Genomic DNA, 24,201 nt, shown 5'->3' on the forward strand with positions numbered 1-24,201 from the left:
CACGATGGCCGATCGCGATGCCGTTCACCGCCGCTCAGCCGTCCGGGAACGGCACGCCGCGCAGCAACGCGGCGATCACGTCGTCGGCGCTCTTGTTCTCGGCCTCGGCCGCGAACGACAGCAGCAGGCGATGGCGCATCACCGGCGCGGCCAGCGCGGCGATGTCCTCGCGCGTCGCGGCGAAGCGCCCGTGCAACAACGCCCGCGCCTTGGCCGCCAGCACCAGCGACTGGCCGGCGCGCGGGCCGGCGCCCCATTTCACCCATTGTTTGACTTCCGCGATCGAGCGCTCGTCCGGACGGCTCGCGCGCACCAGTCGCGTCACCCACAGCAGCAGGTCTTCGCCCAGATGCACTTCGCGCACCCGCGCCTGCAGCGCCAGCACGTCCTCGCCGTCCATCACCCGCGGTACCTTGGCGCTGTGCGAGCCGGTGGTCTGCTGCAGGATGTCGTGTTCTTCGCGCTCGCTGGGATAGCCGACGCGGATATGCAGGAGGAAGCGGTCCAACTGCGCTTCGGGCAAGGGATAGGTGCCGGCTTGTTCGAGCGGATTCTGCGTCGCCAGCACGAAGAACGGCGCCGGCAGCGCGTGGGTGACGCCGGCGTAACTGACGGTGCGCTCCTGCATCGCTTCCAGCAGCGCGGCCTGGGTCTTGGGCGGGGTGCGGTTGAGTTCGTCGGCCAGCAGCAGGCTGGTGAAGATCGGCCCGGGCTGGAAACGGAAATGGCGGTGGCCGGTGCCGTGGTCTTCCTCCAGCAGCTCGGTGCCGAGGATGTCGCTGGGCATGAGGTCGGGAGTGAACTGGACGCGGCGGAACTGCAGTTCCAGCGCCTGTCCGAGCGAACGCACCAGCAGGGTTTTGCCGAGCCCGGGCACGCCTTCGAGCAGGCAGTGCCCGCCGGCGAGCAGGCCGATCAGCAGCTGTTCGACGACTTCGTCCTGGCCGACGATGGCTTGCGCGATCGCGCTGCGCAGTTCGCTAAGGCGAGCCAGTTGCGCTTTCAGTTCGGTTTCGTCGCCGCTTGTCACGTTCGTATTCATCTACGCTTCCCATGAAACGACGCTGCCCCAAACGACAGCGTCAAAGTTCCCCCCTTTAAAAAAGGGGGGCTAGGGGGGATTTGCTTTTGCTTTGCCCTTCCAATGCAAAAGCAACAGCAAAAGCAAATCCCCCGCGTCCGCTTCGCGGTCGCCGCCCCCTTTTTCAAAGGGGGCAACTGCCGTCGCGTCCTTGTTCAATCGCTCCCTTGGCGCCCTACTGCCTGCCAACGAGTTTTCTGTCTTTTCCGTAAAACGATGCCTCTTTAAAACACCGCGTCAAAGTTCCCCCCTTTGAAAAAGGGGGGCTAGGGGGGATTTGCTTTTGCTTTGCTCTTCCACGGCAAAAGCAACAGCAAAAGCAAATCCCCCGCGTCCGCTTCGCGGTCGCCGCCCCCTTTTTTAAAGGGGGCAACAGCAGCCGCGTCTTTGCTCAATCACTAACTCGACGCCCTACTCCCGGCTCACGAATTCAACGCATACATCACGATATTGACCCCGAACTTCGTATTGTCCTCGGCCAAAAACCGCTTGTTGCGCCAGTCGTAGTCCCACTCGCAGCCATAATCCTTATTGCTGTACAGCAACCCAAGCCGCCCATCGATATCGATGCCGCGCAAATAATCGTGCACCAGATCGTCGCCCCAGCCGTTGAGTTCGAAGCCGGTCGCCGGCGGGCCGTCGAAGACGAAGAAGCTGCGGTAGATAGCGTGGTTCTTCGGCAGGCGCTTGAGCGCCTTGGCGCCGAAGATCTTCGCCATCTGCGCTTCGAACGACTTCGCGAACAAGCCGTCGATGTCGTGATTGCAATCGTCCACGAACACGAAGCCGCCATTGCGCACATAACGTTCGAAATTGCGCCGCTCGTCCGGATTGAACTCGACCAGCTTGTGCCCGGCCAGATAACAGAACGGCGCGGTCAACATCTTCGGGTCGGCCAGCGCCAGCACGTGTTCCTTCGGGTCCACGCGCAGGTTGGTGTAGTCGATCAGCGAGGTGATCAGGTTCGCCGGCATGCGCTGATCCACGTCCCAGTCGCCGGAATCGTATTTGAGCCGGGTGAACCAGAAATCGTAGTCGGCGCCCGCCCGCGCCGGCGGCGAACGCGCCAGCCACGCGCCGGCGGCGGCGCCGAGCATCAGCCGCAGGAACTGCGCCCGGTTCACGGCGCCCTGCCCGCGCCGCGCACCGCGGCGACGGATGAAGCGGCCTGGCCGATCACGCCCATTGCTTACAGCGCACGCGCGGTGTTGATGATGTTGATGCCGTTGAAGCGCGAGGTGCTCGAGCCGTGCGACACCGCCGAAACCTGGCTGGGCTGGCCCTTGCCGTCGAAGAACGAGCCGCCCAGGCGGAAGTCGCGTTCGTCGCACACCGCCACGCAGGAATTCCAGAATTCCGGCGTGCGGATCTGGTAGGCCGCGTCCTCGATCATGCCGGTCACCTGGCCGTTCTTGATCTCGAAGAACAGTTGCCCGCCGAACTGGGCGTTATAGCGCTGCTGGTCGATCGAATACGAGCCGCGGCCGTGCACGTACAAACCGCGCTCCACGCCCTTGATCATCTCGGCCACGCTCAGCGGCTGCTTGCCCGGCTTCAGCGACACGTTGGCCATACGCTGGAACTGCACGCTCGACCACGAATCGGCATAGCTGCAACCGTGCGACTGCTTGTGGCCGAGCAGATGCGCTTCATCGCGCGTGGCCTGATAGTCCACCAGGATCCCGTCGCGGATCAGATCCCATTCGCGGGTTTTCACGCCTTCATCGTCGTAGCCGACCGCGCCCAGGCTGCCCGGGCGGGTTTTGTCGGCGACGAAGTTGACCACCTCGCTGCCGTAGCGATAGCCCTGATCGCGCTTGTCCAGGGTGGCGAAGCTGGTGCCGGCGTAGTTGGCCTCGTAGCCCAGCACGCGGTCGAGCTCCAGCGGATGGCCGACGTTCTCGTGGATGGTCAGGAACAGATTGGACGGGTCCAGGACCAGATCGTACTTGCCCGGTTTCACCGACGGCGCCTTTAGCTTGGCGCGGGCGTGGCGCGCGGCGGCGGCGGCGTCCTCGATCACGTCGTAAGAGCGGCCGTAACCGGTCAACCCGCCGGGCAAGGCGAATTTGCCGGCCGGATCGGCGTCGAGGTATTCGTAGCCCATGCCCATCGGCGCGGACAAACCATCGCGGCTGCGGAACTTGCCGCTGGCCTTGTCCACCGCGGTCGCGGTCAGCGGCAGCCAGATGCGGTGCACGTCCTGATCGATATAACTGCCGTCGGTGGAAGCGAAGTATTTTTGTTCGTTGATCGCGAACAAGGTCGAGTTGACGAAATCGGCGCCGGCCTTGAGCGCGGCGGCGTTGACCGCGAGCAGCAGATCGACCTTGTCCTTGATCGGCACCGCCATCGCGTTCTTGCGCACCGGCGTGGCCCAGCGGACCTCGCCGACGCCGCTGACCGGCGCCAGTTCGACCTTGCGCGTCTGCACCCGGGCGTTGGCGCGCGCGATCGCCACGGCCTGGCGCGCCGCGGCGGCCACCGTGTCCGGATTCGCATTGGCGACGGCGGCGAAGCCCCACGCGCCCTGGCTGAGCACGCGGATGCCGATCCCGGCCGATTCGGCGTTGACGATGTTGCGCACCTGCGCTTCGCGGGTGATGACCGACTGGCGCAGATAACGGCCGATGCGCACGTCGCAGTAGTCCGCGCCGCCTTCGCGCGCCGCGTTCAGCGCGATGTCGGCCAGGCGCCGGCGCAGCGCGGCGTCGACCGGTTCGAGCAACGCTTCGGCGGCGATGCTGCGGCCGTAGGGAAGCACCAGGCCGGCCAGGCCCAGGCCGGTGAAACTGAGGAAGTCGCGTCGTTGCACAGCGGACAGACTCGTTCGGAAGCTGAAGGGCGTGATGCGGCGGCGAAGCGGCGGGCGGCGGGCCGATGTACCGGCCGCGCCGCCCGCGTCACTCGGTCAGACCGCGTCCGACAGCGAGGTGAAGGTGAAATCGCGCAGCTTCATCGGCGGGATCATCATCACGAAGCTGGACTCGTCGCCGGCCACGCGCACCGGACGGCCGAGTTCTTCGATGTTGTTGAGCATGATCACCGGCGATTCGTTGAAGCGGAAATTCTTCACCGGGTGCTTGATCACGCCGTTCTCGATGTAGAAGGTGCCGTCGCGGGTCAGACCGGTCAGCAGCACGGTCTGCGGATCGACCATGCGGATGTACCAGGTGCGGGTGACCAGGATGCCCTTCTGCGTGCCCTTGATCAGCTCGGCGGTGGACTTGTCGCCGCCGGCCATCAGCAGGTTGCCGGGCGCGCCGACCGCTTTCTTGCCCTGCTTCTGCGCCCAGTAGCGCGAATAATTCAGCGAGGCGACCTTGCCGTTTTCGATGATCGCCATCTTTTCGCGCGGCAGGCCGTCCTGGTCCCAGGGCAGCACCGGCGCGCGCGAATCCCACGGGTCGGCGCTGATGTTCACGCGCGAGTCGTAGACCAGCTCGCCGAGTTTGTTGCCGCCGCCCTTCTTGGACAGGAAGCTGCGGCCTTCGTCGGCCTGGCGCGCGTCGAAGAACCCCATCATGAACGAGATCAGGCCGGCGGCCGCGTGCGGCTCCAGGATCACCGTGTACTTGCCCGGCTCCAGCGCCTTGGCCTCGGCCGATTCGGTGGCCTTGCGCATGGCCACGCGCACGTCGGCCTCGCCCTTGAAGTCGGTCGAGTCCTGCAGGTTGCGTCCGACCCAGCCCGAACCGCGGCCGTCGTCGGTGCGCACGGTGCAGGTGTAGTTGAAACCGGTCGAGGTCTGGTAGCCGAAATTGCCCTTGCTGTTGGCGATGGCGACGAAGCTCTGGCCGTCTTCCAGGAAGCCGGCGGCGGTGAGCTTGTTTTCGCGGCACGGCGCGATCGCGTCGGCGGCGACCTTGGCGCGGTAATCGGGCGTGATCGCGGCGGTGGCGGCGCTGAAGGTCGGGCTGGACTTGTAGGTCTGCTTGTCGATCGCCGGGATGAACTCGGGATTCTCCGGAGCCAGGCGCGCCAGATCCTCGGCGCGGCGGACCACGCGTTCGAGCGCGGCGTCGTCGAACTCGTTGATGGTGGCGGTGCCCACGCGCTTGCCGAAGGCGACCTGCACGGCCAGATTGACGTCGCTGACGATGCCGCTGGTGGAAATGTTGTTGAGCGCGAACCGCACGTTGCCTTCGATCGAACCGGTCAGGCTGGCGGTGCACTCATCGGCCTTGGACAGGGCGATGACCTTGTCGAGGATGGCTTTGGACTGGGCTTCGGTGAAAATGCTCATGTTGGATTCTCCTGCGCCGGTCAGCCGAGCTTGCGGGCGGTGTTGATGACGTTGACGCCGTTGAACCGCGCCGTGCTGGAACCGTGCGAGACCGCCGAGACCTGCCCGGGCTGGCCCTTGCCGTCGAAGAACGAGCCGCCGAAGCGGTAATCGCTCTGATCGCAGACCGCGGCGCAGGAATTCCAGAACTCCGGCGTGCGGATCTGATAGGCCACGTCTTCGAGCATGCCGGTGATCTTGCCGTTCTTGATCTCGTAGAACAGCTGGCCGCCGAACTGGGCGTTGTAGCGCTGCTGATCGATCGAGAACGAACCGGCGCCGATGATGTAGATGCCGTTCTCCACGTTCTTGACCATGTCGGCGACGCTCAGCGGATTCTTGCCCGGCGCCAGCGACACGTTGGCCATGCGCTGGAACTGCACCGACGACCACGAATCGGCATAGCAGCAGCCGTCGGACTCGGTCTTGCCCAGGATGTGGGCCTGATCGCGGATGGCCTGATAGTCCACCAGCACGCCGTCCTTGATCAGGTTCCAGCGCTTGGTCTTGACGCCCTCGTCGTCGTAGCCGACCGCGCCCAGGCTGCCTTCCTGGGTCTTGTCGGCGAACACGGTGACCTGCTCGCTGCCGTACTTGAAGCCGGCCTTGAGCTTGTCGAGCGTGGCGAAGCTGGTGCCGGCGTAGTTGGCTTCGTAGCCGAGCACGCGGTCGAGCTCCAGCGGATGGCCGATGGATTCGTGGATGGTGAGCCAGGTGTGCGACGGGTCGAGCACCAGATCGTACTTGCCCGGCTTGACCGAGGGCGCGGTGAGCTTCTCGCGCGCCTGCTTGGCCGCGGCGACCGCGTCGCCGAGCATGTCGTAGGACTTGTGATAGGTGGTGACGCCGTTGGGCGAGACGATCTTGCCCGCGGCCGCGCCGTCCAGGTATTCGTAGCCCATGCCCATCGGCGCGGACAGGCCGTCGCGGGTGCGGAACTTGCCGCTGGCCTTGTCGATGGCGGTGACCGTCAGCGGCGCCCAGATGCGGTGCACGTCCTGGTCGATGTACGAACCGTCGGTGGAAGCGAAGTATTTCTGCTCGTTGACCAGGAACAGGATCGAGTTGACGAAGTCGGCGCCGGCGTTGATGGCCGCGGCGTTGACGCTCAGCAACAGGTCGGCCTTGTCCTTGAGCGGCACCGCCATCGCGTTCTTGCGGATCGGCGCCTTCCAGCTGACCTCGCCGGCGCCGGGCGCCTTGGCCAGTTCGACCTTGGCGGTCTGGCTCTTGGAATTGGCGCGGGCGATCGCCGCGGCCTGCTGCGCGGCCTTGGCCACCGCGTCGTTGTTGAGCTGGTTGGTGGCGGCGAAGCCCCAGGCGCCGTCCACCAGCACGCGGATGCCGATGCCGGTCGATTCGGTATTGACCACGTTCTGGACCTTGTCCTCGCGCGTGATCACGAACTGGCGCAGATAGCGGCCGATGCGCACGTCGCAATAGCTGGCGCCGGCGGCCCGGGCGGCGTTGAGCGCGGCGTCGGCCCAGACCTTTTTCTTGCCCACATCCAGCGGCGCCAGCAAATCCTCGGCGGCGATGAGATTACCGAAGGGAATCATGAGCCCGGCGATGCCGAGTCCGGACATGCCCAGAAAGTTGCGTCTATCCACGAGATGGTTCCGCCGTTGTGGCCCACGAGCGCGCGTGGCGATCGCCAGGCATGGATGAAAGTGTCCCCGCCGGAATGTGCGCAGCGTCGTAGTTGCGCGTCAAGTGCCGAGAGGCGCTGTCTGCGCATTTGTCGATCGCCTCGATCGAGCGTTTTTAACGCTTGGTCCAGGCGGTTTCGCGCATCGGGCGCATGAGGCATTACTTTCGACCTACGACGAAATCGTGACAGCTCAATCGGCAAAGCCGTGATGTCGCGGTGAGCGCACGATGAAGCGAAGGATGCATCGCGGCGATGCCTTCGCCATGCGGCGACGCACGAACGCCTGGCCCGGTCGATCGCTGCGCCGCGGCGTTCGCGCCGCCTTTGCGCGAGCGCCCTGCCCGCACCCGCCCGGCCGCGCTATGGGCGCCATCACGCCCACGCGTTAAGCTTGGCGCATGCATAGATTCCGGCACTGGATCGACGGCGAGCCGCGCGATGCGGCCGGCGGCCGTTGGCTCGACGTCTTCGATCCGGCCAATGCGCAGCCGTATGCGCAGGTCGCCGCCGGCGACGCGGAGGATGTCGAAGCCGCCATCGCCGCCGCCAAGGCCGCGTTCCCGGCCTGGTCGGGCCTGCCCCACAGCGAACGCGCGCACTGGCTGGAAGCCCTGGCCGCGGCCCTGGAGGGGCGCCTGAACGAGTTCGCCCAGGCCGAATCGCGCGACGGCGGCAAGCCGATCCGGCTCGCGCGCGAGGCCGAGATTCCGCGCGCCGTCGCCAACCTGCGCTTCTTCGCCCAGGCCGCGACCCAGTTCGCGAGCGAATCCCATCACGGCCAGGCCGGGCTCAACTACACCTTGCGCGCGCCGCTGGGCGTGGTCGCGACGATTTCGCCGTGGAACCTGCCGCTGTACCTGTTCACCTGGAAGATCGCGCCGGCGCTCGCCGCCGGCAACACCGTGGTGGCCAAGCCGTCGGAGGTCACCCCGGCCACGGCGGCCATGCTCGGCGAGTTGTGCGCGCAGATCGGTTTTCCGCGCGGCGTGCTCAACATCGTGCACGGCCTGGGGCCGCAGGTCGGCGAACCGCTGGTCGGCCACCGCGACGTGCGCGCGGTGTCGTTCACCGGCAGCACCGCGGTCGGCCGGCGCATCGCCGGCATCGCCGCGCCGCTGCTGCGCAAGGTCTCGCTGGAACTGGGCGGCAAGAACCCGACACTGATCTTCGCTGACAGCGACTGGCGCGCGAACCTGGACGTGCTGGTGCGCTCGGCGTTCCAGAACTCCGGGCAGATCTGCCTGTGCGCCTCGCGCATTCTGATCGAGCGCGGCATCTACGCCGAAGTCCGCGACGCGCTGGTCGAACGCGCGAACGCGCTGAAGATCGGCGAGCCCAGCGATGAGACCACCGCGCTCGGCCCGCTGGTGTCGCAGGCGCATTTCGACAAAGTGATGGCGGCGCTGGCCCGCGCCCGCGACGAAGACGGCCGCGTGCTGTGCGGCGGTACGGCGCTGGATCGGCCGGGCTGGTATGTCGCGCCCACGCTGATCGAAGGCCTGGGCCCGGACTGCGCGAGCAATCGCGAGGAAATCTTCGGGCCGGTCGCGACACTGCAGGCCTTCGACGACGACGAACATGCCCTGGCCCTGGCCAACGCCAGCGATTACGGCCTGTGCGCTTCGCTGTGGACGCGCGATCTCAACCGCGCCCACCGCCTCGCCGCGCGCCTGAACGTGGGCATGGTCTGGATCAACACATGGCTGCAACGCGACCTGCGCACGCCCTTCGGCGGCACCGGCGCGTCCGGCCTCGGCCGCGAAGGCGGCGTCGAGGCCATGCGTTTTTTCACCGACGCGAAGAACGTCGGTCTTCACCTGGGATGACCGCAGCATGAGTTCCAAGGATTCAAATTCTAAGAGTTCCGGCGCGGCCGGCGAGGTCAACGCCGGCGCTTCGACTACGCTGGACGATCTGCTCGAACGCAATCGCGAGTGGTCCGAACGCATCAACGCCGAAGACCCGCAATTCTTCGACCGCCTCTCGCATCAGCAGGCGCCGGAGTATCTGTGGATCGGCTGCTCGGACTCGCGCGTTCCGGCCAACCAGATCATCGACATGGCGCCGGGCGAGGTCTTCGTCCACCGCAACATCGCCAACGTGGTGGTGCATACCGACCTGAACTGCCTGTCGGTGATCCAGTACGCGGTCGATGTGCTGAAGGTCAAGCACATCCTGGTCGTCGGCCACTACGGCTGCGGCGGCGTGCACGCGGCCCTGCACGGGCTGCGCGTGGGCCTGGCCGACAACTGGCTGCGCCATGTCAGCGATGTCGCCGACAAGCATGTGGGCTGCATCGCCCACGTGCACGAAAGCGAGCGTCACGACCGCCTGTGCGAGCTCAACGCGATCGAGCAGGTGCAGAACGTCTGCCTGACCACGGTGGTGCGCGACGCGTGGTCGCGCGGCCAGCCCTTGAGCGTGCACGGCTGGGTCTACAGCCTGCGCAACGGCCGCGTGCACGACACCGGCATGAACGTGGATTCGTTCGAGAGCCTGCAACCGGCTTACGACCGCGCCATCGCCAAGGTCCACTCCACCCACGGCGGTTCGCCGCGATGAGCCGGTCGGTGCGCACCGGCGATGCGCCCAAGCCGGTCGGCTTGTACCCGCATGCGCGCCGGGTCGGCGATCTGCTGTTCCTGTCCGGTATCGGCCCGCGCGACGCGGCCAGCAACGCCATTCCCGGCAATGTCCATGACGCGCAGGGGCGGCTGATCGCCTACGACATCGATCTGCAATGCCGCTCGGTGTTCGCCAACGTGCGCGCGGTGCTGCAGGCCAGCGGCGCGAGCTGGGACGATCTGGTCGATGTGACCGTGTACCTGACCGACATGGAGCGCGATTTCACCGCCTACAACGCGGTGTGGGCGGAGTATTTCCCGGATATCGACCGCGCCCCGTGCCGCACTACGCTGGGCATCACCGCGCTGCCCACGCCGATCGCGATCGAACTCAAATGCATCGCGCACCTGCGCGGCGCCGCAACGGAGTAAGAACCATGCTTCCCGGACCGATCAACCTCGCCGCCTGGATCGAAGAGCATCGCCATCTGCTCAAGCCGCCGGTCGGCAACAAGGTGATCTATGTCGGCGACTTCATCGTCATGGTGGTCGGCGGCCCCAATCAGCGCACCGACTATCACTGGGACGAAGGCCCGGAGTGGTTCTATCAGCTCGAGGGCGAGATGGTTCTGCGCATCCAGGACACGCTTTCCGACGGCAGCGTCGCGGTGCGCGACATCCCGATCCGCGCCGGCGAAACCTTCCTGCTGCCCGCGCGCGTGCCGCATTCGCCGCAGCGCATGCCCGATTCGATCGGGCTGGTGATCGAGCGCAAGCGCCTGCCGCACGAAGACGACGGCCTGCTGTGGTTCTGCGAGCAGTGCAATCACAAGATCTACGAGGAATATTTCCACCTGCACAACATCGAGACCGACTTCCCGCCGGTGTTCGAGCGTTTCTATTCCTCGCGCGAGCACCGCACCTGCAAGAACTGCGGTCACCTCAACCCGGCGCCCGCGCGCTATGTGATGCCGGACACCTGAGGCCGCGATGCTCAAGATCGATACCCACGCCCACTACCTGCCGCGCGACTGGCCCGATCTGGCGCGCAAGTTCGGCGACGATCGCTTCCCGGTGATTCACCACACCGACGACGGCCGCCATCGCATTTACAAGGACGGCAAGTTCTTCCGCGAGATCTGGTCCAAGACCTGGGACCCGCAGGAGCGCATCGACGACTACGCGCGCTTCGGCGTGCAGGTGCAGGTGATCAGCACGGTGCCGGTGATGTTCAGCTACTGGGCCAAGGCCAATCAGGCGCTGGAGCTGCATCAGGCGCTCAACGATCACATGGCCCAGGCCTGTCGCGACAATCCGCGCCATTACGCCGGCATCGGCACGGTGCCGCTGCAATCGCCGCGGCTGGCGGTGCAGGAGCTGGAGCGCTGCATGGATCAGCTCGGCCTGCAGGGCTGCCAGATCGGCAGCCACGTCAACGACTGGAATCTCGACGCGCCGGAACTGTTCGAATTCTTCGAAGCCGCCGCCGATCTGGGCGCGGCGATCCTGGTCCATCCCTGGGACATGATGGGAACGCCCAGCATGCCCAAGTACTGGCTGCCCTGGCTGGTCGGCATGCCGGCCGAGCAATCGCGCGCGGCTTGCTGTCTGGTGTTCGGCGGCGTGCTGGAACGTCTGCCGAAGTTGAAGATCTGCCTGGCTCACGGCGGCGGCAGCTTCCCCTACACCATCGGCCGCATCGAGCACGGCTTCAACATGCGCCCCGATCTGGTCGCGACCGACAACCCGCGCAATCCGCGCGATTACCTGTCGCAGTTCTACTTCGATTCGTGGGTCGCCGATCCGCGCGCTTTGCAATACCTGCTCGATACCTGCGGCGTGTCGCGGGTGATGCTCGGCACCGACTACCCCTTCCCGCTCGGCGAACAGACGCCGGGCGCCGGCATCGCGTCGTTGAACCTGGGCGAAACCGAGCAGGCGCGGCTGTATCACGGCACCGCGCTGGAATGGCTGGGGCTGTCGAAGTCGCGCTTCGCATGAGCCTCGCCCCGCACTGCCCGCCCCACTTTTGTTCTGGACTGCGATGACCGACCTGCATTCGCCCGCCCACGCCGCCGCGCTCGACGCCGCCGACCCGCTGCCGAGCTTGCGCGGCGAGTTCCTGATCCCGAAGCACCGCGACCGGGAACAGACCTACTTCGTCGGCAACTCGCTCGGCCTGCAGCCGCGCGGGGCGCGCGCGCATGTCGAAGAGGTCATGGACAAATGGGCGATGGAAGCGGTCGAAGGCCACTTCACCGGTCAGGCGCAGTGGATGCCGTACCACGAACTGGTGCGCGAACCGCTGGCGCGCGTGGTCGGCGCGCTGCCGCACGAAGTGGTCGCGATGAACTCGCTGACCGCCAATCTGCATTTGATGATGGTCAGCTTCTACCGGCCCACGCGCGAGCGACCGGCGATCCTGATCGAAGCCGGCTCGTTCCCGTCGGATCGCTACGCCGTCGCCTCGCAGATCGCCTTTCACGGTTTCGACCCGGACACCGACCTGATCGAACTCCAGCCGGACGAACCCGGCGGGCTGATTTCGATGGAGAGCATCGAGCGCGCCATCGCCCAGCACGGCCCGCGTCTGGCGCTGGTGCTGTGGCCGGGCGTGCAGTACCGCACCGGGCAGGCGTTCGATCTGAACCGTATCGTGCAACTGGCGCATGCGCAGGGCGCGGTGTGCGGTTTCGATCTGGCCCATGGCGTCGGTAATCTCGAATTGGCGTTGCACGACAGCGGCGTCGATTTCGCCGTGTGGTGTCACTACAAATATCTGAATTCCGGCCCCGGCGCGGTCGCCGGCTGTTTCGTGCACGAGCGCCACGCCCACAGCGATCGCCCGCGCTTCGCCGGTTGGTGGGGGCATGAGACCTCGACCCGCTTCCGCATGGGCCCGCAGTTCGTGCCGACCCCGGGCGCGGACGGTTGGCAGCTGAGCAATCCGCCGATCCTGGGTCTGGCGCCGCTGCGCGCGTCGCTGGATCTGTTCGACCGGGTCGGCATGCGCGCCTTGTGCGAGAAATCGCGGCGCCTGACCGGCTACCTGGAAACCCTGATCCGCGACCGCCTGAGCGACACCCTCGACATCCTGACCCCGTCCGCACCGGAACAGCGCGGCTGTCAGTTGTCGCTGCGCGTGATCGACGGCCGCGGCCTGACCGGCCGGCCGGCGGGGCGGGCCTTGTTCGACTATCTGGCCGAACACGGCGTGCTGGGCGATTGGCGCGAACCCGATGTGATCCGCATCTCGCCGGCGCCGTTGTACAACACGCATGTGGATGTGCTGCGGTTTACTGAGGTGGTGGAGAATTGGAGGCGCGGTTGAACCGATCGCACGGCGCGGCGAACGCCATGGTTCATCTGTCCGGCGAATCCATGAGCCCCGGCGCCCTCACCTGCCGTCATTCCCGCGAAGGCGGGAATCCAGAGTGAGGCCGATGTGGCCAGGTCTCCCGCCGTTTACATACTCGCCAGCGCTAAGCGCGGCACCTTGTACATCGGCGTCACCTCCGACCTGGTCCGGCGGATATGGCAACATCGCGAGCATGCCGCGGATGGTTTCGCCACTCGCTACAGCGTCGATCGGCTGGTCTGGTACGAAATGCACGACACGATGGAAAGCGCGATCCTTCGCGAGAAACGGCTGAAGAAATGGAACCGGGAATGGAAGATTCGACAGATCGAGGACATCAACCCGACATGGAGGGATCTGTGGCCGGACATCGCCAGTACGTTCTGAAGTCTCTGGATTCCCGCCTGCGCGGGAATGACGGTCTGGAGGGTTTCACCCGACAACCAATCAACACGCAGTCGATGGCAGGGCTTACCACTTGAATACCCCCAACCACATCACCCTGATCGGCGCCGGTCTCGCCGGCGCCCTGCTCGCCACCCTGCTCGCCCGCCAGGGCTGGCAGGTGGACGTGTACGAGAAGCGCGGCGATCCGCGCCTGAAGGGTTACGCCGGCGGCCGCTCGATCAATCTGGCGCTGGCCGAACGCGGCCGTCACGCGCTGCGGCTGGCCGGCGCGGATGAGGCGGTCATGGCGCAGGCGGTGATGATGCGCGGGCGCATGGTGCATTTCCTCGACGGGCGCACCGATCTGCAACGTTATGGCCGCGACGACAGCGAGGTCATCTGGTCGGTGCATCGCGGCGAGCTCAACGTGATCCTGCTGCAGATCGCCGAAGACGCCGGCGCCAAGCTGCATTTCCACCGCGGCCTGAGCTCGGTCGATTTCGACGCGCGCATCGCCCGCTTCAACGACGATCGCGACGACAGCACGCACGAGATCGTCTTCGACAGTCTGGTCGGCGCCGACGGCGCCGGTTCGGCGCTGCGCGCGGCGATGAATCAGGCCACCGATCTGGGCGAGCGCACGGAATTCCTCGGCCATTCCTACAAGGAACTGGAAATCCCGCCGGCGCCCGACGGCGGCTTCAGCGTCGAGCCCAACGCCCTGCACATCTGGCCGCGCGGCCGCTACATGTGCATCGCCCTGCCCAACGACGAACGCACCTTCACCGTCACCTTATTCCTGCCCAACGAGGGCGAGCCGAGTTTCGACAGCATCCGCACCGGCGCCCAGGCGCGCGCGTTGTTCGAGCGCGACTTCGCCGACGCCCTGCCGCTGATCCCGCAACTGGAACGCGATTTCGAGCACAACCCGACCGGCCTGCTGGCGACCTTGTACTTGGATCGCTGGCATCTGGACGACCGCGCCGTGCTGCTGGGCGACGCCGCGCACGCGATGGTGCCGTTCCACGGTCAAGGCATGAACTGCGCCTTCGAAGACTGCGTCGCCCTGGCCGAGCGCCTGCTCGCCGGCAACGACCGCGCCCAGGCCTTCGCCGATTTCCAGCAGCAACGCCTGCGCAGCGCCCGCGCGATCCAGGCGATGGCGCTGGAGAACTATCTGGAAATGCGCGACCGCGTCGACAACGACGACTACCTGCTGCAACGCGCACTGGAACGCGAACTGGCCGAGCGCCACCCGGATCGCTTCATGCCGCGCTACGCGATGGTGACTTTCCACCGGATGCCGTACGAAGTCGCCTTCGAACGCGGCCAGCGCCAGCGCGAGCTCTTGGTCGAACTCACCCGCGGCCACGACAGCCTGGATTCGCTGGAATGGAGTGCGGTCGATGCGGCGGTGCGCGAACGCCTGACCCCGTTGCCGGCGGACGCCTGACCATGCCCGCGAGCTTTCTGTTCTACGACCTGGAAACCTTCGGCGCCGACCCGCGCACGACCCGCATCGCCCAGTTCGCGGCGATGCGCACCGATGCCGACCTCAACGAAATCGAAGCGCCGATCAGCGTCTTCGTCAAACCCGCCGACGATCTGCTGCCCTCGCCCGCGGCCACGCTGATCACCGGCATCGCCCCGCAGGACGCCCTGCGCGACGGCGTCAGCGAGGCGGAAATCTTCGCGCTGATCTTCGACGAAATGGCGCGGCCGGAGACTTGCAGCGCCGGTTACAACTCGCTGCGCTTCGACGACGAGTTCGTGCGCCACGGTTTGTTCCGCAATTTCTACGATCCTTACGAGCGCGAGTGGCGCGGCGGCAATTCGCGCTGGGACCTGCTCGACGTACTGCGGCTGGCGCATGCGCTTCGCCCCGACGGGCTGATCTGGCCCAAGCGCGAGGACGGCGCGACCTCGTTCAAGCTCGAACATCTGGCCACCGCCAACGAGGTCCGCATCGGTGACGCGCACGAAGCGCTGTCGGACGTGCGCGCCTTGATCGGCATCGCCCGCAAGTTCAAGCAGGCGCAGCCCAAGCTGTGGGAGTACGCGCTGCGGCTGCGCGACAAGCGCTTCGCCGCCGGCCTGCTGGACGTGATCGCGATGACGCCGGCGCTGCATGTCTCGCAGCGCTATCCGGCCGCGCGCCTGTGCGCGGCGCCGGTGATCCCGCTGTCGCGGCATCCGCGCATCGACAACCGCGTGCTGGTGTTCGATCTGGCCCAGGACCCGCAGGCGCTGCTGACTTTGGCGCCCGATGAGATCGCCGACCGCCTGTATACGCCGTTCGCCGATCTGCCCGAGGGCGAGGAACGCGTCGCGCTGAAGGAAGTGCATCTGAATCGCTGCCCGGCGCTGATCGCCTGGAATCATCTGCGCCCGGCCGATTTCGAGCGCTTGCAGATCGATCCGGCCGTGGCCGAACGCCGCGCCGCGCAGATTCGCGAAGCCGGCCCGGAACTGGTCGAGAAGGTGCGCCGGGTCTACGCCAACGATCAGGCGCGCGCGCCGTCGGACGTCGACGCCTCGCTCTACGACGCCTTCATCGGCGACGGCGACAAGCGCCTGTTCCGCAACGTGCGCACCACCCGGCCCGAAGCGCTGGGCGCGGCCGCGTTCGAATTCCGCGACGCGCGCCTGCCCGAGCTGCTGTTCCGCTATCGCGCGCGCAACTGGCCGCAAACGCTGAGCGCGACCGAGCACCAGCGCTGGAACGAGTATCGCCGGCAGCGTCTGTACACCGAGTCCGGGATGTCGGAATACAGCTTCGACCGCTTCCGCGCCGAGCTGCTGCAGGCCCGCGCCGCGGCCGGCGAGGACGGCGCCAAGCAGGCGCTGCTCGATCGCCTGGAAGCCTGGGCCGGCGAGATCGATCGGGATCTGAATGCTTCAGCTTGAATGCGATCCGGCCGGGCGCGTAACCGCATTGCCCTGCGTTCATGGCCGGCTCGCTTGGAATCTGTGCAGTCGCCGCTATATGTGAGGCAGGCGATGTTTGTGGGAGGGGCTTCAGCCCCGACGCTATCTCTCAGTCATCGGCGATCTGAGCCGAAAGCGTCGGGGCTGAAGCCCCTCCCACAAAACCCGCCGCAGTCGCCGCGCACGAACCGATGTCCGCCGCTTCGCTTCAAGCTTTCGAGACCTTTGAATGAGCCGCTACTTCTCCGAAGCCAGCTTCAAGTTCCTGCGTTCGCTGGCGCGCAACAACAATCGCGAATGGTTCCACGCGCACAAGGACGCCTACGAGCAGCACGTGCGCGGCCCGTTCCTGAGCCTGCTCGGCGACCTGCAGCCGGTGCTGGCGCAGGTCAGCCCGCATTACCGCAGCGAGCCCAAGACCGTCGGCGGCTCGCTGTTCCGCATCCATCGCGACACCCGCTTCGCCAACGACAAGACCCCGTACAAGAACTGGCAGGGCGCGCGCCTGTTCCATGAGCGCAGCCGCCAGGTCGAGGCGCCGTCGTTCTACATCCACCTGCAAGGCGGCGAATGCTTCATCGCTTCGGGCGTGTGGCATCCGCAGCCCGACTCGCTGCGCAAGATCCGCCACTTCGTGTTCGACAATCCCGGCAGCTGGAAGGCGGCCGCGCACGATCCCAAGTTCCGCCGCCGCTTCGATCTGGACGACAGCGAAATGCTGACGCGCTCGCCGCGCGGGTTTCCGCCCGAGTTCGAGTTCGCGGAGGACCTGCGCCGCAAGAACTTCGTCGCCCTGCGCGCGCTCGACGACGAAACCATGACCGGCCCGCGCCTGCTCAAGACGCTGGAGAAGGATCTGACCGGGCTGGCGCCGTTCACCGATTACCTGTGCGCGGCCCTGGATCTGGAGTTCTGAGCCGAAGGCGTTCGCGTCCTGCGATCGCCGCCGGCTGAAACGATGAAGGCGGCCATCGGCCGCCCTCATCCACTGCATACCGGCCGCGCCTGTCAGCGCCCGGGAGCGGCCATCGTGACCTGCTGCGGCTCCTGCGTCCGCGCCGGCTGCGCCACGTCCTGCTGCAACTGCTGCGAGGACTGCTGGATCGGCTGGTTCTCGGCCTGCTGCTTGTCCATCACCACGCGCTTGTGGGCGGGATCGTTCAACTCGCCCTGGACCGCGAACAGGCCGGTGCCGTTGGCGTTCTGGACCACGTGATCGATCTTGTTCAGCCCGCTCACCCGCGCTTCGTAGGTCATCGTCGCCGCCGCCCGTTCCAGCGCGTCGTGATCCTTGAACGCCTGCGGCCCGAGCTTCTCCAGTCCCTTGACCGCGTCGTTGTACATGGCGTGATCGGGATGGTTCGGGTTGTTCAACAACGGCGCGCGTTCGTTGCTGCTGCGCTTGATCGCTTCCAGCGTCGCCGGCCCGGCGATGCCGTCGTCGTCCAGCCCGTGCGTGCGCTGGAACGATTGCACCGCCTCGCGCGTGCGTTCGCCGTAGTTGCCGTCGGCGGTAAGCGGACGGCCGCGCGCATCGACGGCGCCCAGCGCGTTGAGCTGCTCCTGCAACTGGCGCACGTCGCTGCCGTGCTCGCCTCGCCGCAACACGCCGTCGGCGCTCGCGGGCGCGGCCGGCGCGTTGGGCGCGTGCGGAGCCGGCGGGACGACGCCCGGCGTCGCCGCCGCGGGGTTCTGCGCGGGCTGCCCTTGCTGGGCCTGCTGCGCATAGCCGTCGTACCGCGCCATGTGCTGGCCCATCACCGCATAGGCCTCGGCCACCGTGCGGCTGCCGTCGCCGTACAGCGCCGGATTGCCGCTGATGACGCGATCGCTCAGCACCGCATCCACGCGCTGGTTCGGATTGTTGCGCAGCGCGTTGAGAAAGGTCGGGCCGTCGCCGCCGCCGAGATTGTGCATGGCATAGACGTTGGCGTCGGGATTCGGCCCGCCCAGACGCGCGCCGGCGGCCATGTTGTCGCGGGTGTGCTCGGCCAGCATCGCGGCCTGCAGGCCGGTGTTGGCGCGAATCTCGGGCGCGTCGGTCTGGGCGCGGGTCATCTGCGCGGCGCCGGCGATTCCGTACTGTTCGCCGTACTGGCGAATCATCTGGTTCCAGGTGTCGCCGGTGAACTGGCCGTAGCCGTAAGCGCTGGAGATCGCCATCGTGCCGTCGAACTGGCGCACGGTATTGCGCGCCGGATCGCGCGCGATCGGCTGCGCCGCCGGGTTGTAGCCTGATTCGAAGCCGGCGATGCGGACCATCGTGCCGACATCGACGCCGGTGTGGCGGGCCGCTGCTTCCAATTCGGCCCGGTGCGCTTCCCATCTTTCGTCTCTGGTTGCCATGACTCCTCCTGAGCAGGCTGGGCTGACGGTTGAATCTGGATCGTTCGGATCAGGGTTTCGCCATCAATGCGCGGCCGGCAATTCGTAGCGGCCCTTGCCGGGGTCGAACTCCACCCGCACCGGCGCCGCCGCGGTCTTGCCGCTCTTGCGCGTCACCAGCAACGGGTACATCGCCTTGGCCGGATCGGAGGCATCGATGCTGAAGCTGTATTCGGTGCCTTGATCGCTCTCGGTCACGCGCGGGATCGCGCTGAGATCCTTGAAACTCTTGTCGCTCGGCGCGACCAGGCTGTACTTGGTGACCGCCACGCCCTGCCAGACGCCGCCGCTGGTGAATTTCCAGCCATAGGTGCCGGCGCCGAGGCGGACGAACTCGGCCTTGCGGCAACCGCAATCGCCGATCGTGCCGAAGTCCAAATCCTTGCTCGCGGCCAGCACGGTCCACTGCCCGGCCGCGTCGATCGCCAGCTGGAACGCCCCCATCAGGCCCGAATCGACTTGCGAATAGACGTAGCGCGGGTCGTCGTTGATGTCGGCGACACTGGAGGCGGCGATGTAAATCTGGGTCTGGCCCGCGGCTTCGACGGATTGGGTCTGGTCGGCGCGCATGCAGTAATCGTGCGAGTCGCCGTTGAATTCCAGCGTATAGGCCCAGCACGAGTGCTTGGCGTCGAAGCTCTTGCCGTATTGCTGCTCCATCAGTTCCTTGACGATGGCGGCGACGCGCTGCTGGTTCGGCGCGGCGGTTTTGGGCGGCGTCGGTTGCGCGGCCGCGGCCGGCGTTGCGGCGGCGGTCGGCGCCGCGGGAGCGGCCGAGGACGCCGGGGCGGCGGCGTTGCATCCGCTCATCATCACAGCCGCGCCGCACAGCGCCAGCGCCGAAAGCCGTTTCAATCTGATATCCGATTTCATCCTGAATTCCCGATGGTTCGATTCGATATACCGCGGTAACCATACTAGCTCCGGCCGGGAGCGAATATGACCGGATACTCCCGGGCGCATCTTTGCGCAGTGAAAACGCGGGTTCAGGGCGCTTGGCCTGAATCAGTCCGCGGCTCGATCGCGACCGGCGAGCATCGCCGTCCCGAACTTGCCGACCCGCCGCGATTCCGAGTGCAAATCTCGATGGGAATCCGCAGCCGTTCCGGTATCGTGAGCGCCAGTCCGCCCCATCGCCGAGCCGCGCTTGCCCACCGCCGAATTCCGCCGTTACGCGCTGTTCTACCTCGGCTACTACGGCGCGCTCGGCGCCTATACGCCTTACATCGGTCGCTGGGTCAGCGCCAACGGTCACGGCGCGTATGCGGTCGGGGCGATGTTGGCGCTGTGGTACGGGGGCCGCATCCTGGCGCCGCCGACCTGGGCGCGGCAGGTCGCCCGCAGTCCCGCGCCGGGGCATTGGCTGGTCGCCGGTTGCGCGATCGCGCTGGCGATGTTCGCCGGCTTCCTCCAGTTCGATCATGGCGCGATGCTGTTCGTGGTCATGGGCGCGTTCGCGCTGTTCTTCAACGCGGTGATGCCGCAGTTCGAGGCGATGACCTTGAACGCGCTGGGTACGCGCAATCACGATTACGGCAAGATCCGCATGTGGGGCTCGGTCGGGTTTCTGATCGTGGCCGCCAGCTACGGTTGGCTGCTCGACCGGCTCGGCAACGATGCTTTCGTCTGGCTCACCCTGCCCTGGGTGGCGTTGACCGTCGCGGCGGCCTGGCTGCATCGCGCCGACCCGCCCTCGCCCGCGCCTGAAGCCGGCGCGCCGCGCGAACCATTGTGGCGACGGCCCGGCGTGCGCGCCCTGCTCGGCACGGCGATGCTGATGCAACTGGGCTTCGGCCCGTTCTATGTGTTCTACACCTTGCAATTGCAGGCGCATGGCCACGACGGCTTCGCGGTCGGCTTGCTGTGGGCGATCGGCGTGCTGTGCGAGATCGTGATGTTCTGGCAGGCGCCGCGCTTGGTGCAGCGCTTCGGCGCGCACCGGCTGATGGCGGCGTGTCTGCTCGCCACTGCGCTGCGTTGGATTCTGGTCGCGTTCTTCGCCGACTCCTTCGCCTGGATGGCGGTGGCGCAGACCGGCCACGCGGTGAGCTTCGCCGCTTTCCACGCAGGCTGCATGCGGCGCATGGCCGAACTGTTTCCGGCGCGGCGCGACATGGCCTCGGCGCAAGGCATGCTGTACGGCTTCAGCGGCGGCATCGGCGGCGTGCTCGGCGCGGGCATGGCGGCGTTCTTCTGGCAGCACGGCGGCGGCGCGGCGGCGTTCGTGGCCGGCGCGGTCTGCGCGCTGTTGTCGCTGACCGTGCACTTGGGCACGCAGCGCCGGACAAGCACCGCGCCAGCCGCTGAGACATAAGCGAACACGCGGGCCGGTCGCGATCGGGCGCGTAACGGCAAGGAAGTCAGGGCCGCGCGGTTCAGCGGCTTCAGACGAGCCATGATTCCCAGTGTCTGTCTCTAGTTAGCCCTTCTTCGCCATCTGGAGTCGCAGCATGTACATAAGCCATGAGACTCCAAGCCAAACTCAGACGCGATTGCGGCGCGTCGTCGCCGCTGCGGATCTGGTCTGGTACGACGGTGCGTATGCGTTCTATGAGCTGCCGAAAAACGAACTCGGCCTCGACACGTTGAGCGGGGCTTTGGCGGCGGTCGCGGACGATGAGGTGTGGAGCATTCTCAAGCCGGCCGATCGCCCCGCGGCAGAAACCTTCGCTGTGTTTTCGTTCCACTTCCAGGACGGTCTGGACAACAGCGGCTTCGTCGGCTGGCTGGCGTCGGAACTCAAGCGGCGACTGGGCACGGGCGTGTTCGTGGTATGCGGCCAGAACTCCCGGCGTGGCGGCATTTTCGACTATTGGGGCGTGCCGGTGTCGATGCGCGATCTGGCTGCGCAAGCCATCGACGATCTTCGCGCTTCGCCCGTCGAAGACCATCGCGGCGGCGTCTAGGCCGCACCGGCGCGGATCGGTTTCCCGATCGAAGTCATCGCATCGATGACGTCGACAGGCCGGCGCTGCTTATCCGTCCTGCCCGCAAAAGAAATGACCAAACATCGCAGCTGCGCCCAGCCGCGACACGGTAGCCGCCAGAGCCCATTTGCGCTCGCGTTTGGCGTATCTGTGCGCTGAGTCGTTTTCGCTTCTGGTGGCGATCACGTTTTACCGCGCCGCGCTGCGGCGTTGCGGCATGACAGCAACATTCGCCCACGTATGCTCGGTCGATCGCCGTGCAGGAGCGCGCGGCATATCGACCGAAGGCCTGCGGGCAGGACGCCCGTGATCTCGCGCCCTCGGCCTCTTGGGGAGGAGACATGCATCAGCTTCGCATCACGCAGCGGCCGCTCGCCGCGGCGCTGCTCGCGGCCGCGCCTTTGTTCGGCCTGTCGTTGCTCGCCGCGCCTTCGCCCGCGCACGCCGCCGCCACCGGCGTCGCCTTCGTGCACGGCACCGGCAAGCAGACCAACGCCTATCAGGATTACTGGCAACCCACGATGGTCGACAGCGTCCGCGGCGGCCTGGCCAATCCGTCCAACTACACCGTGGTCAACTGCGATTTCGAGCAATACATGTGGGACAGCCGCGCCGCCGGTTGCCTGGCTCAGCAGCTCACCGACTTCATCAACGCCCGCGGCATCACCCAGCTGATCGTTATCACCCATTCCAACGGCGGCAACGTGATGCGCTGGATGATGTCGAACCCGACCTACGACAGCCGCTACCCGAACATCATCAGCAAGATCGTGAGAGTCGACGCGATCGCGCCGTCCTCGGCCGGCACGCCGCTGGCCGACGCCGCCATGAACGGCAACGCCTTCGAACAGGCGGTGGGTTGGCTGCTGGGCTACAAGTCCGACGCGGTGAAGATGCAGCAGGTCAGCTGGATGGCGACCTACAACGCGAACAATCTCTACGGCACCGCCGGACGCCCGGCCCTGCCCAAGACTTTCCGCGCCGTGGTCGGCACCGACGTGGATTCCTCGCCGTTCGACAGCGACAGCTATTGCGGTGGTTACACCGAGAACGTCGGTCTGGAGACCACGCAGAACTGGTTGAACAGTTGCTCCGACGGTTTCCTCAACTGCTCCAGCCAATCGGCCGCGGGCAGCGTGTGGTTCCAGGACAAGCAGCGCACCGCCGGCGCCGAACCGCTCAGCCACAACCAGAGCCGGCGCGCGTGCTTCAACCTCAACACCATCCTGCGCAGCGACATGACCCCGTGAGGCCGACGACCATGCGAACGATATTGACCCTCGCCCTGCTCGCCGCGCTCAGCGATGCCGCCGCGGCCGATGCGCCGATGCTGCCGGCCGCGAAGTCCGATCAGATTCCACAACGCCTGGCCGTGCTCGCCGCGCCCAAGGCCGCGTCCGAACGCGCGCCCGTGCAGTTTTCCTGGGCCTTGAATCCCGATGCAGAACTTATCGCCGACGCCGCGCCTGCCGTGGTGGAAAGCCGCGAGTACTGGCAGGAAACCGACGGCGCCGCCTTGCAGCGCGGCCTGGACATCGCCACCAGCGCGCCGGGCGCGTTGATCCGGGTCAGCCCGGTCGCGGGCGCTGCGAAGGTCGCCGCCGACGCGGTGCGCATCACCCAGGCCGGACGCAACATCGGCGCGGCCAAGCGCACCGGCGCCGAACAACTGCAGGCCGCCGGCCTCGCGGTCGGCGCCGGCACCGCCGCGGTGCAACTCGGCGCCGACGCCGCGCCGGGCCACTACGCGGTGCAGGTTGCCCAGGCCAGCGGCCGTTACGTCGTGCACGTGTTCGAACCGCGCAGCGACGTGCGCCTGCTCGCTCGTCTCAGCGGCGATCACGCCCTGGCCGGCGGCACGCGCGAAGTCGTGGTCGACCTCAAGCGCGGCGACGCCACGCTGAAGGCAGAGGGCGGCGCGCTGCTGGTGGCGCCGTCGGGCCGCAGCTGGCCGCTGGCTCTCAAGCGCGCCAGCGACGGCACGCTGCGCGCGTCGGTGCCGTTGCCGAGCGACGCCGGCGAGCAACCGCCGGGCTTGTGGGAAGTGCAGGTGTTCGCCGGCGACGGCGAGATCCAGCGCGATGCGCGCACCGCGATCGCGGTGGCCCAGCCGACCGCCAAGCTCGACGGCGCGTATGCCTTCGACGCCGGCAAGCTCAGCTTCGGCCTGCCCTTGCGCGCGGCCTCGCCGGGCCGCTTCGAAGTGCGCGGCACTTTGTACGCGAGCAACGCCCGGCGCGAGCTGCGTCCAGTGGCGATCGCGCACAGCGCGCAGTGGCTCGACGGCGGCGCGGCGCGGATCGAACTCGCGTTCGATCGGTCGCAATTGCCCAAGGGGTACGGCGCGCCATATGAGTTGCGCGATGTCGAGCTCAACGATCAGACGCGGTTGGCGCCGATCGAGCGGCGGCAGCGGGTGGCTCGAGTGGGGCGTTGAGGACGGCAAGCGTGTCGTACTAAAAGCATGGCTTTCGGCGCAGGTCATACCTTAAGCGTGAAATAGCCCCTCTCCCGCTTGCGGGGTGAGGCGACGCGGCTTGCGAGCCACCGGCTCGCGCGTCGCCGAACGCCCGAACGCCATGCGTTCGGGCCGGGGACGGGGTTGGGGTGAGGGCAGCAGGGTCTGGTTGCCCTC

The 24,201-nt window shown here is 66.8% G+C and carries 21 protein-coding genes; 14 read left to right on the forward strand and 7 right to left on the reverse strand.

Annotation, left to right across the window (positions count from 1 at the left end):
• Nucleotides 1–34 precede the first annotated feature (34 nt).
• The 5 genes from AB4Y92_RS09840 to AB4Y92_RS09860 all read right to left on the reverse strand — a co-directional run bounded on the left by AB4Y92_RS09840 (nt 35) and on the right by AB4Y92_RS09860 (nt 6,976).
• The gene (locus AB4Y92_RS09840) at nt 35–1,042 is read right to left on the reverse strand and encodes an AAA family ATPase (RefSeq protein ID WP_441819467.1); all 1,008 of its coding nucleotides are present in this window, start codon (nt 1,040–1,042) and stop codon (nt 35–37) included.
• A gap of 461 nt (nt 1,043–1,503) precedes the next feature.
• Entirely contained in the window at nt 1,504–2,178 is a 675-nt protein-coding gene (locus AB4Y92_RS09845; protein ID WP_386793288.1) for a DUF4159 domain-containing protein, read from the reverse strand.
• A gap of 92 nt (nt 2,179–2,270) precedes the next feature.
• Nucleotides 2,271–3,896 (reverse strand): TldD/PmbA family protein, encoded by a 1,626-nt coding sequence (locus AB4Y92_RS09850; RefSeq protein WP_441819468.1) that lies wholly within the window; start codon nt 3,894–3,896, stop codon nt 2,271–2,273.
• Nucleotides 3,897–3,992: 96 nt separating this feature from the next.
• Nucleotides 3,993–5,327 (reverse strand): TldD/PmbA family protein, encoded by a 1,335-nt coding sequence (locus AB4Y92_RS09855; RefSeq protein WP_441819469.1) that lies wholly within the window; start codon nt 5,325–5,327, stop codon nt 3,993–3,995.
• A gap of 20 nt (nt 5,328–5,347) precedes the next feature.
• Nucleotides 5,348–6,976: a TldD/PmbA family protein gene (locus tag AB4Y92_RS09860; protein ID WP_441819470.1), complete on the reverse strand. Its 1,629-nt coding sequence runs from the start codon at nt 6,974–6,976 to the stop codon at nt 5,348–5,350.
• A gap of 439 nt (nt 6,977–7,415) precedes the next feature.
• Between AB4Y92_RS09860 and AB4Y92_RS09865 the strand changes: the two genes are divergently transcribed.
• The 10 genes from AB4Y92_RS09865 to AB4Y92_RS09910 all read left to right on the forward strand — a co-directional run bounded on the left by AB4Y92_RS09865 (nt 7,416) and on the right by AB4Y92_RS09910 (nt 17,170).
• Nucleotides 7,416–8,843 carry an aldehyde dehydrogenase gene (locus AB4Y92_RS09865; protein WP_441819471.1) on the forward strand — a complete coding sequence of 476 codons (1,428 nt, stop codon included), beginning with the start codon at nt 7,416–7,418 and terminating at the stop codon, nt 8,841–8,843.
• A 7-nt stretch (nt 8,844–8,850) separates the two neighbouring features.
• Entirely contained in the window at nt 8,851–9,579 is a 729-nt protein-coding gene (can, locus tag AB4Y92_RS09870) for a carbonate dehydratase (RefSeq protein ID WP_441819472.1), read from the forward strand.
• Nucleotides 9,576–10,013: a RidA family protein gene (locus tag AB4Y92_RS09875; RefSeq protein WP_441819473.1), complete on the forward strand. Its 438-nt coding sequence runs from the start codon at nt 9,576–9,578 to the stop codon at nt 10,011–10,013. Before can ends, AB4Y92_RS09875 begins: the two co-directional genes overlap by 4 nt.
• 5 nt (nt 10,014–10,018) lie before the next feature.
• Complete coding sequence (locus tag AB4Y92_RS09880; RefSeq protein ID WP_441819474.1) at nt 10,019–10,564, forward strand: 3-hydroxyanthranilate 3,4-dioxygenase; 546 nt, start codon at nt 10,019–10,021, stop codon at nt 10,562–10,564.
• A 7-nt stretch (nt 10,565–10,571) separates the two neighbouring features.
• On the forward strand, nt 10,572–11,582 hold the full coding sequence (locus AB4Y92_RS09885; protein ID WP_386815358.1) for an amidohydrolase family protein: 1,011 nt from the start codon (nt 10,572–10,574) through the stop codon (nt 11,580–11,582).
• 43 nt (nt 11,583–11,625) lie between these two features.
• Nucleotides 11,626–12,912, forward strand: coding sequence for a kynureninase (kynU, locus tag AB4Y92_RS09890; protein ID WP_441819475.1), 1,287 nt, complete (start codon nt 11,626–11,628; stop codon nt 12,910–12,912).
• Nucleotides 12,913–13,077: 165 nt separating this feature from the next.
• The gene (locus AB4Y92_RS09895) at nt 13,078–13,326 is read left to right on the forward strand and encodes a GIY-YIG nuclease family protein (RefSeq protein ID WP_441819476.1); all 249 of its coding nucleotides are present in this window, start codon (nt 13,078–13,080) and stop codon (nt 13,324–13,326) included.
• 91 nt (nt 13,327–13,417) lie between these two features.
• Complete coding sequence (locus AB4Y92_RS09900) at nt 13,418–14,779, forward strand: FAD-dependent oxidoreductase (protein WP_441819477.1); 1,362 nt, start codon at nt 13,418–13,420, stop codon at nt 14,777–14,779.
• A 2-nt stretch (nt 14,780–14,781) separates the two neighbouring features.
• Nucleotides 14,782–16,233 (forward strand): exodeoxyribonuclease I, encoded by a 1,452-nt coding sequence (gene sbcB, locus AB4Y92_RS09905; protein ID WP_441819478.1) that lies wholly within the window; start codon nt 14,782–14,784, stop codon nt 16,231–16,233.
• 250 nt (nt 16,234–16,483) lie between these two features.
• On the forward strand, nt 16,484–17,170 hold the full coding sequence (locus AB4Y92_RS09910) for a DUF2461 domain-containing protein (RefSeq protein WP_057943066.1): 687 nt from the start codon (nt 16,484–16,486) through the stop codon (nt 17,168–17,170).
• 92 nt (nt 17,171–17,262) lie between these two features.
• Here the strand turns inward: AB4Y92_RS09910 and AB4Y92_RS09915 are convergent, their stop codons facing one another.
• Together AB4Y92_RS09915 and AB4Y92_RS09920 are read right to left on the reverse strand one after the other, a co-directional pair.
• Nucleotides 17,263–18,600, reverse strand: coding sequence for an XVIPCD domain-containing protein (locus AB4Y92_RS09915; RefSeq protein ID WP_441819479.1), 1,338 nt, complete (start codon nt 18,598–18,600; stop codon nt 17,263–17,265).
• A 63-nt stretch (nt 18,601–18,663) separates the two neighbouring features.
• Nucleotides 18,664–19,494, reverse strand: a complete 831-nt coding sequence (locus tag AB4Y92_RS09920) for a hypothetical protein (protein ID WP_441819480.1) — start codon at nt 19,492–19,494, stop codon at nt 18,664–18,666.
• Between the two features lie 292 nt (nt 19,495–19,786).
• Here AB4Y92_RS09920 and AB4Y92_RS09925 point away from each other — a divergent pair, with 292 nt between their 5' ends.
• The 4 genes from AB4Y92_RS09925 (at nt 19,787) to AB4Y92_RS09940 (ending at nt 24,003) form a co-directional block, all read left to right on the forward strand.
• A complete protein-coding gene (locus AB4Y92_RS09925; RefSeq protein ID WP_441819481.1) occupies nt 19,787–20,953 on the forward strand; it encodes an MFS transporter in 1,167 nt (388 codons plus the stop codon).
• Between the two features lie 136 nt (nt 20,954–21,089).
• The gene (locus tag AB4Y92_RS09930; RefSeq protein WP_441819482.1) at nt 21,090–21,545 is read left to right on the forward strand and encodes a DUF6196 family protein; all 456 of its coding nucleotides are present in this window, start codon (nt 21,090–21,092) and stop codon (nt 21,543–21,545) included.
• A 362-nt stretch (nt 21,546–21,907) separates the two neighbouring features.
• Complete coding sequence (locus AB4Y92_RS09935; RefSeq protein WP_441819483.1) at nt 21,908–22,816, forward strand: hypothetical protein; 909 nt, start codon at nt 21,908–21,910, stop codon at nt 22,814–22,816.
• Nucleotides 22,817–22,827: 11 nt separating this feature from the next.
• Nucleotides 22,828–24,003, forward strand: coding sequence for a DUF4785 domain-containing protein (locus AB4Y92_RS09940; RefSeq protein WP_441819484.1), 1,176 nt, complete (start codon nt 22,828–22,830; stop codon nt 24,001–24,003).
• Nucleotides 24,004–24,201 lie beyond the last annotated feature (198 nt).

The organism is Lysobacter sp. TAB13 (assembly GCF_052113885.1).
Taxonomy (GTDB): Bacteria; Pseudomonadota; Gammaproteobacteria; order Xanthomonadales; family Xanthomonadaceae; genus Lysobacter; species Lysobacter gummosus.

What these genes read in the sequence shown, in the direction of transcription:
- AB4Y92_RS09910 (WP_057943066.1), top strand. Translation starts at nt 16,484, where the DNA reads ATGAGCCGCTACTTCTCCGAAGCCAGCTTCAAGTTCCTGCGTTCGCTG.
- AB4Y92_RS09930 (WP_441819482.1), top strand. Translation starts at nt 21,090, where the DNA reads ATGTACATAAGCCATGAGACTCCAAGCCAAACTCAGACGCGATTGCGG.
- AB4Y92_RS09940 (WP_441819484.1), top strand. Translation starts at nt 22,828, where the DNA reads ATGCGAACGATATTGACCCTCGCCCTGCTCGCCGCGCTCAGCGATGCC.
- AB4Y92_RS09935 (WP_441819483.1), top strand. Translation starts at nt 21,908, where the DNA reads ATGCATCAGCTTCGCATCACGCAGCGGCCGCTCGCCGCGGCGCTGCTC.
- AB4Y92_RS09915 (WP_441819479.1), bottom strand. Translation starts at nt 18,600, where the DNA reads ATGGCAACCAGAGACGAAAGATGGGAAGCGCACCGGGCCGAATTGGAA.
- sbcB (WP_441819478.1), top strand. Translation starts at nt 14,782, where the DNA reads ATGCCCGCGAGCTTTCTGTTCTACGACCTGGAAACCTTCGGCGCCGAC.
- can (WP_441819472.1), top strand. Translation starts at nt 8,851, where the DNA reads ATGAGTTCCAAGGATTCAAATTCTAAGAGTTCCGGCGCGGCCGGCGAG.
- kynU (WP_441819475.1), top strand. Translation starts at nt 11,626, where the DNA reads ATGACCGACCTGCATTCGCCCGCCCACGCCGCCGCGCTCGACGCCGCC.
- AB4Y92_RS09875 (WP_441819473.1), top strand. Translation starts at nt 9,576, where the DNA reads ATGAGCCGGTCGGTGCGCACCGGCGATGCGCCCAAGCCGGTCGGCTTG.
- AB4Y92_RS09885 (WP_386815358.1), top strand. Translation starts at nt 10,572, where the DNA reads ATGCTCAAGATCGATACCCACGCCCACTACCTGCCGCGCGACTGGCCC.
- AB4Y92_RS09845 (WP_386793288.1), bottom strand. Translation starts at nt 2,178, where the DNA reads ATGCTCGGCGCCGCCGCCGGCGCGTGGCTGGCGCGTTCGCCGCCGGCG.
- AB4Y92_RS09865 (WP_441819471.1), top strand. Translation starts at nt 7,416, where the DNA reads ATGCATAGATTCCGGCACTGGATCGACGGCGAGCCGCGCGATGCGGCC.
- AB4Y92_RS09840 (WP_441819467.1), bottom strand. Translation starts at nt 1,042, where the DNA reads ATGAATACGAACGTGACAAGCGGCGACGAAACCGAACTGAAAGCGCAA.
- AB4Y92_RS09880 (WP_441819474.1), top strand. Translation starts at nt 10,019, where the DNA reads ATGCTTCCCGGACCGATCAACCTCGCCGCCTGGATCGAAGAGCATCGC.
- AB4Y92_RS09855 (WP_441819469.1), bottom strand. Translation starts at nt 5,327, where the DNA reads ATGAGCATTTTCACCGAAGCCCAGTCCAAAGCCATCCTCGACAAGGTC.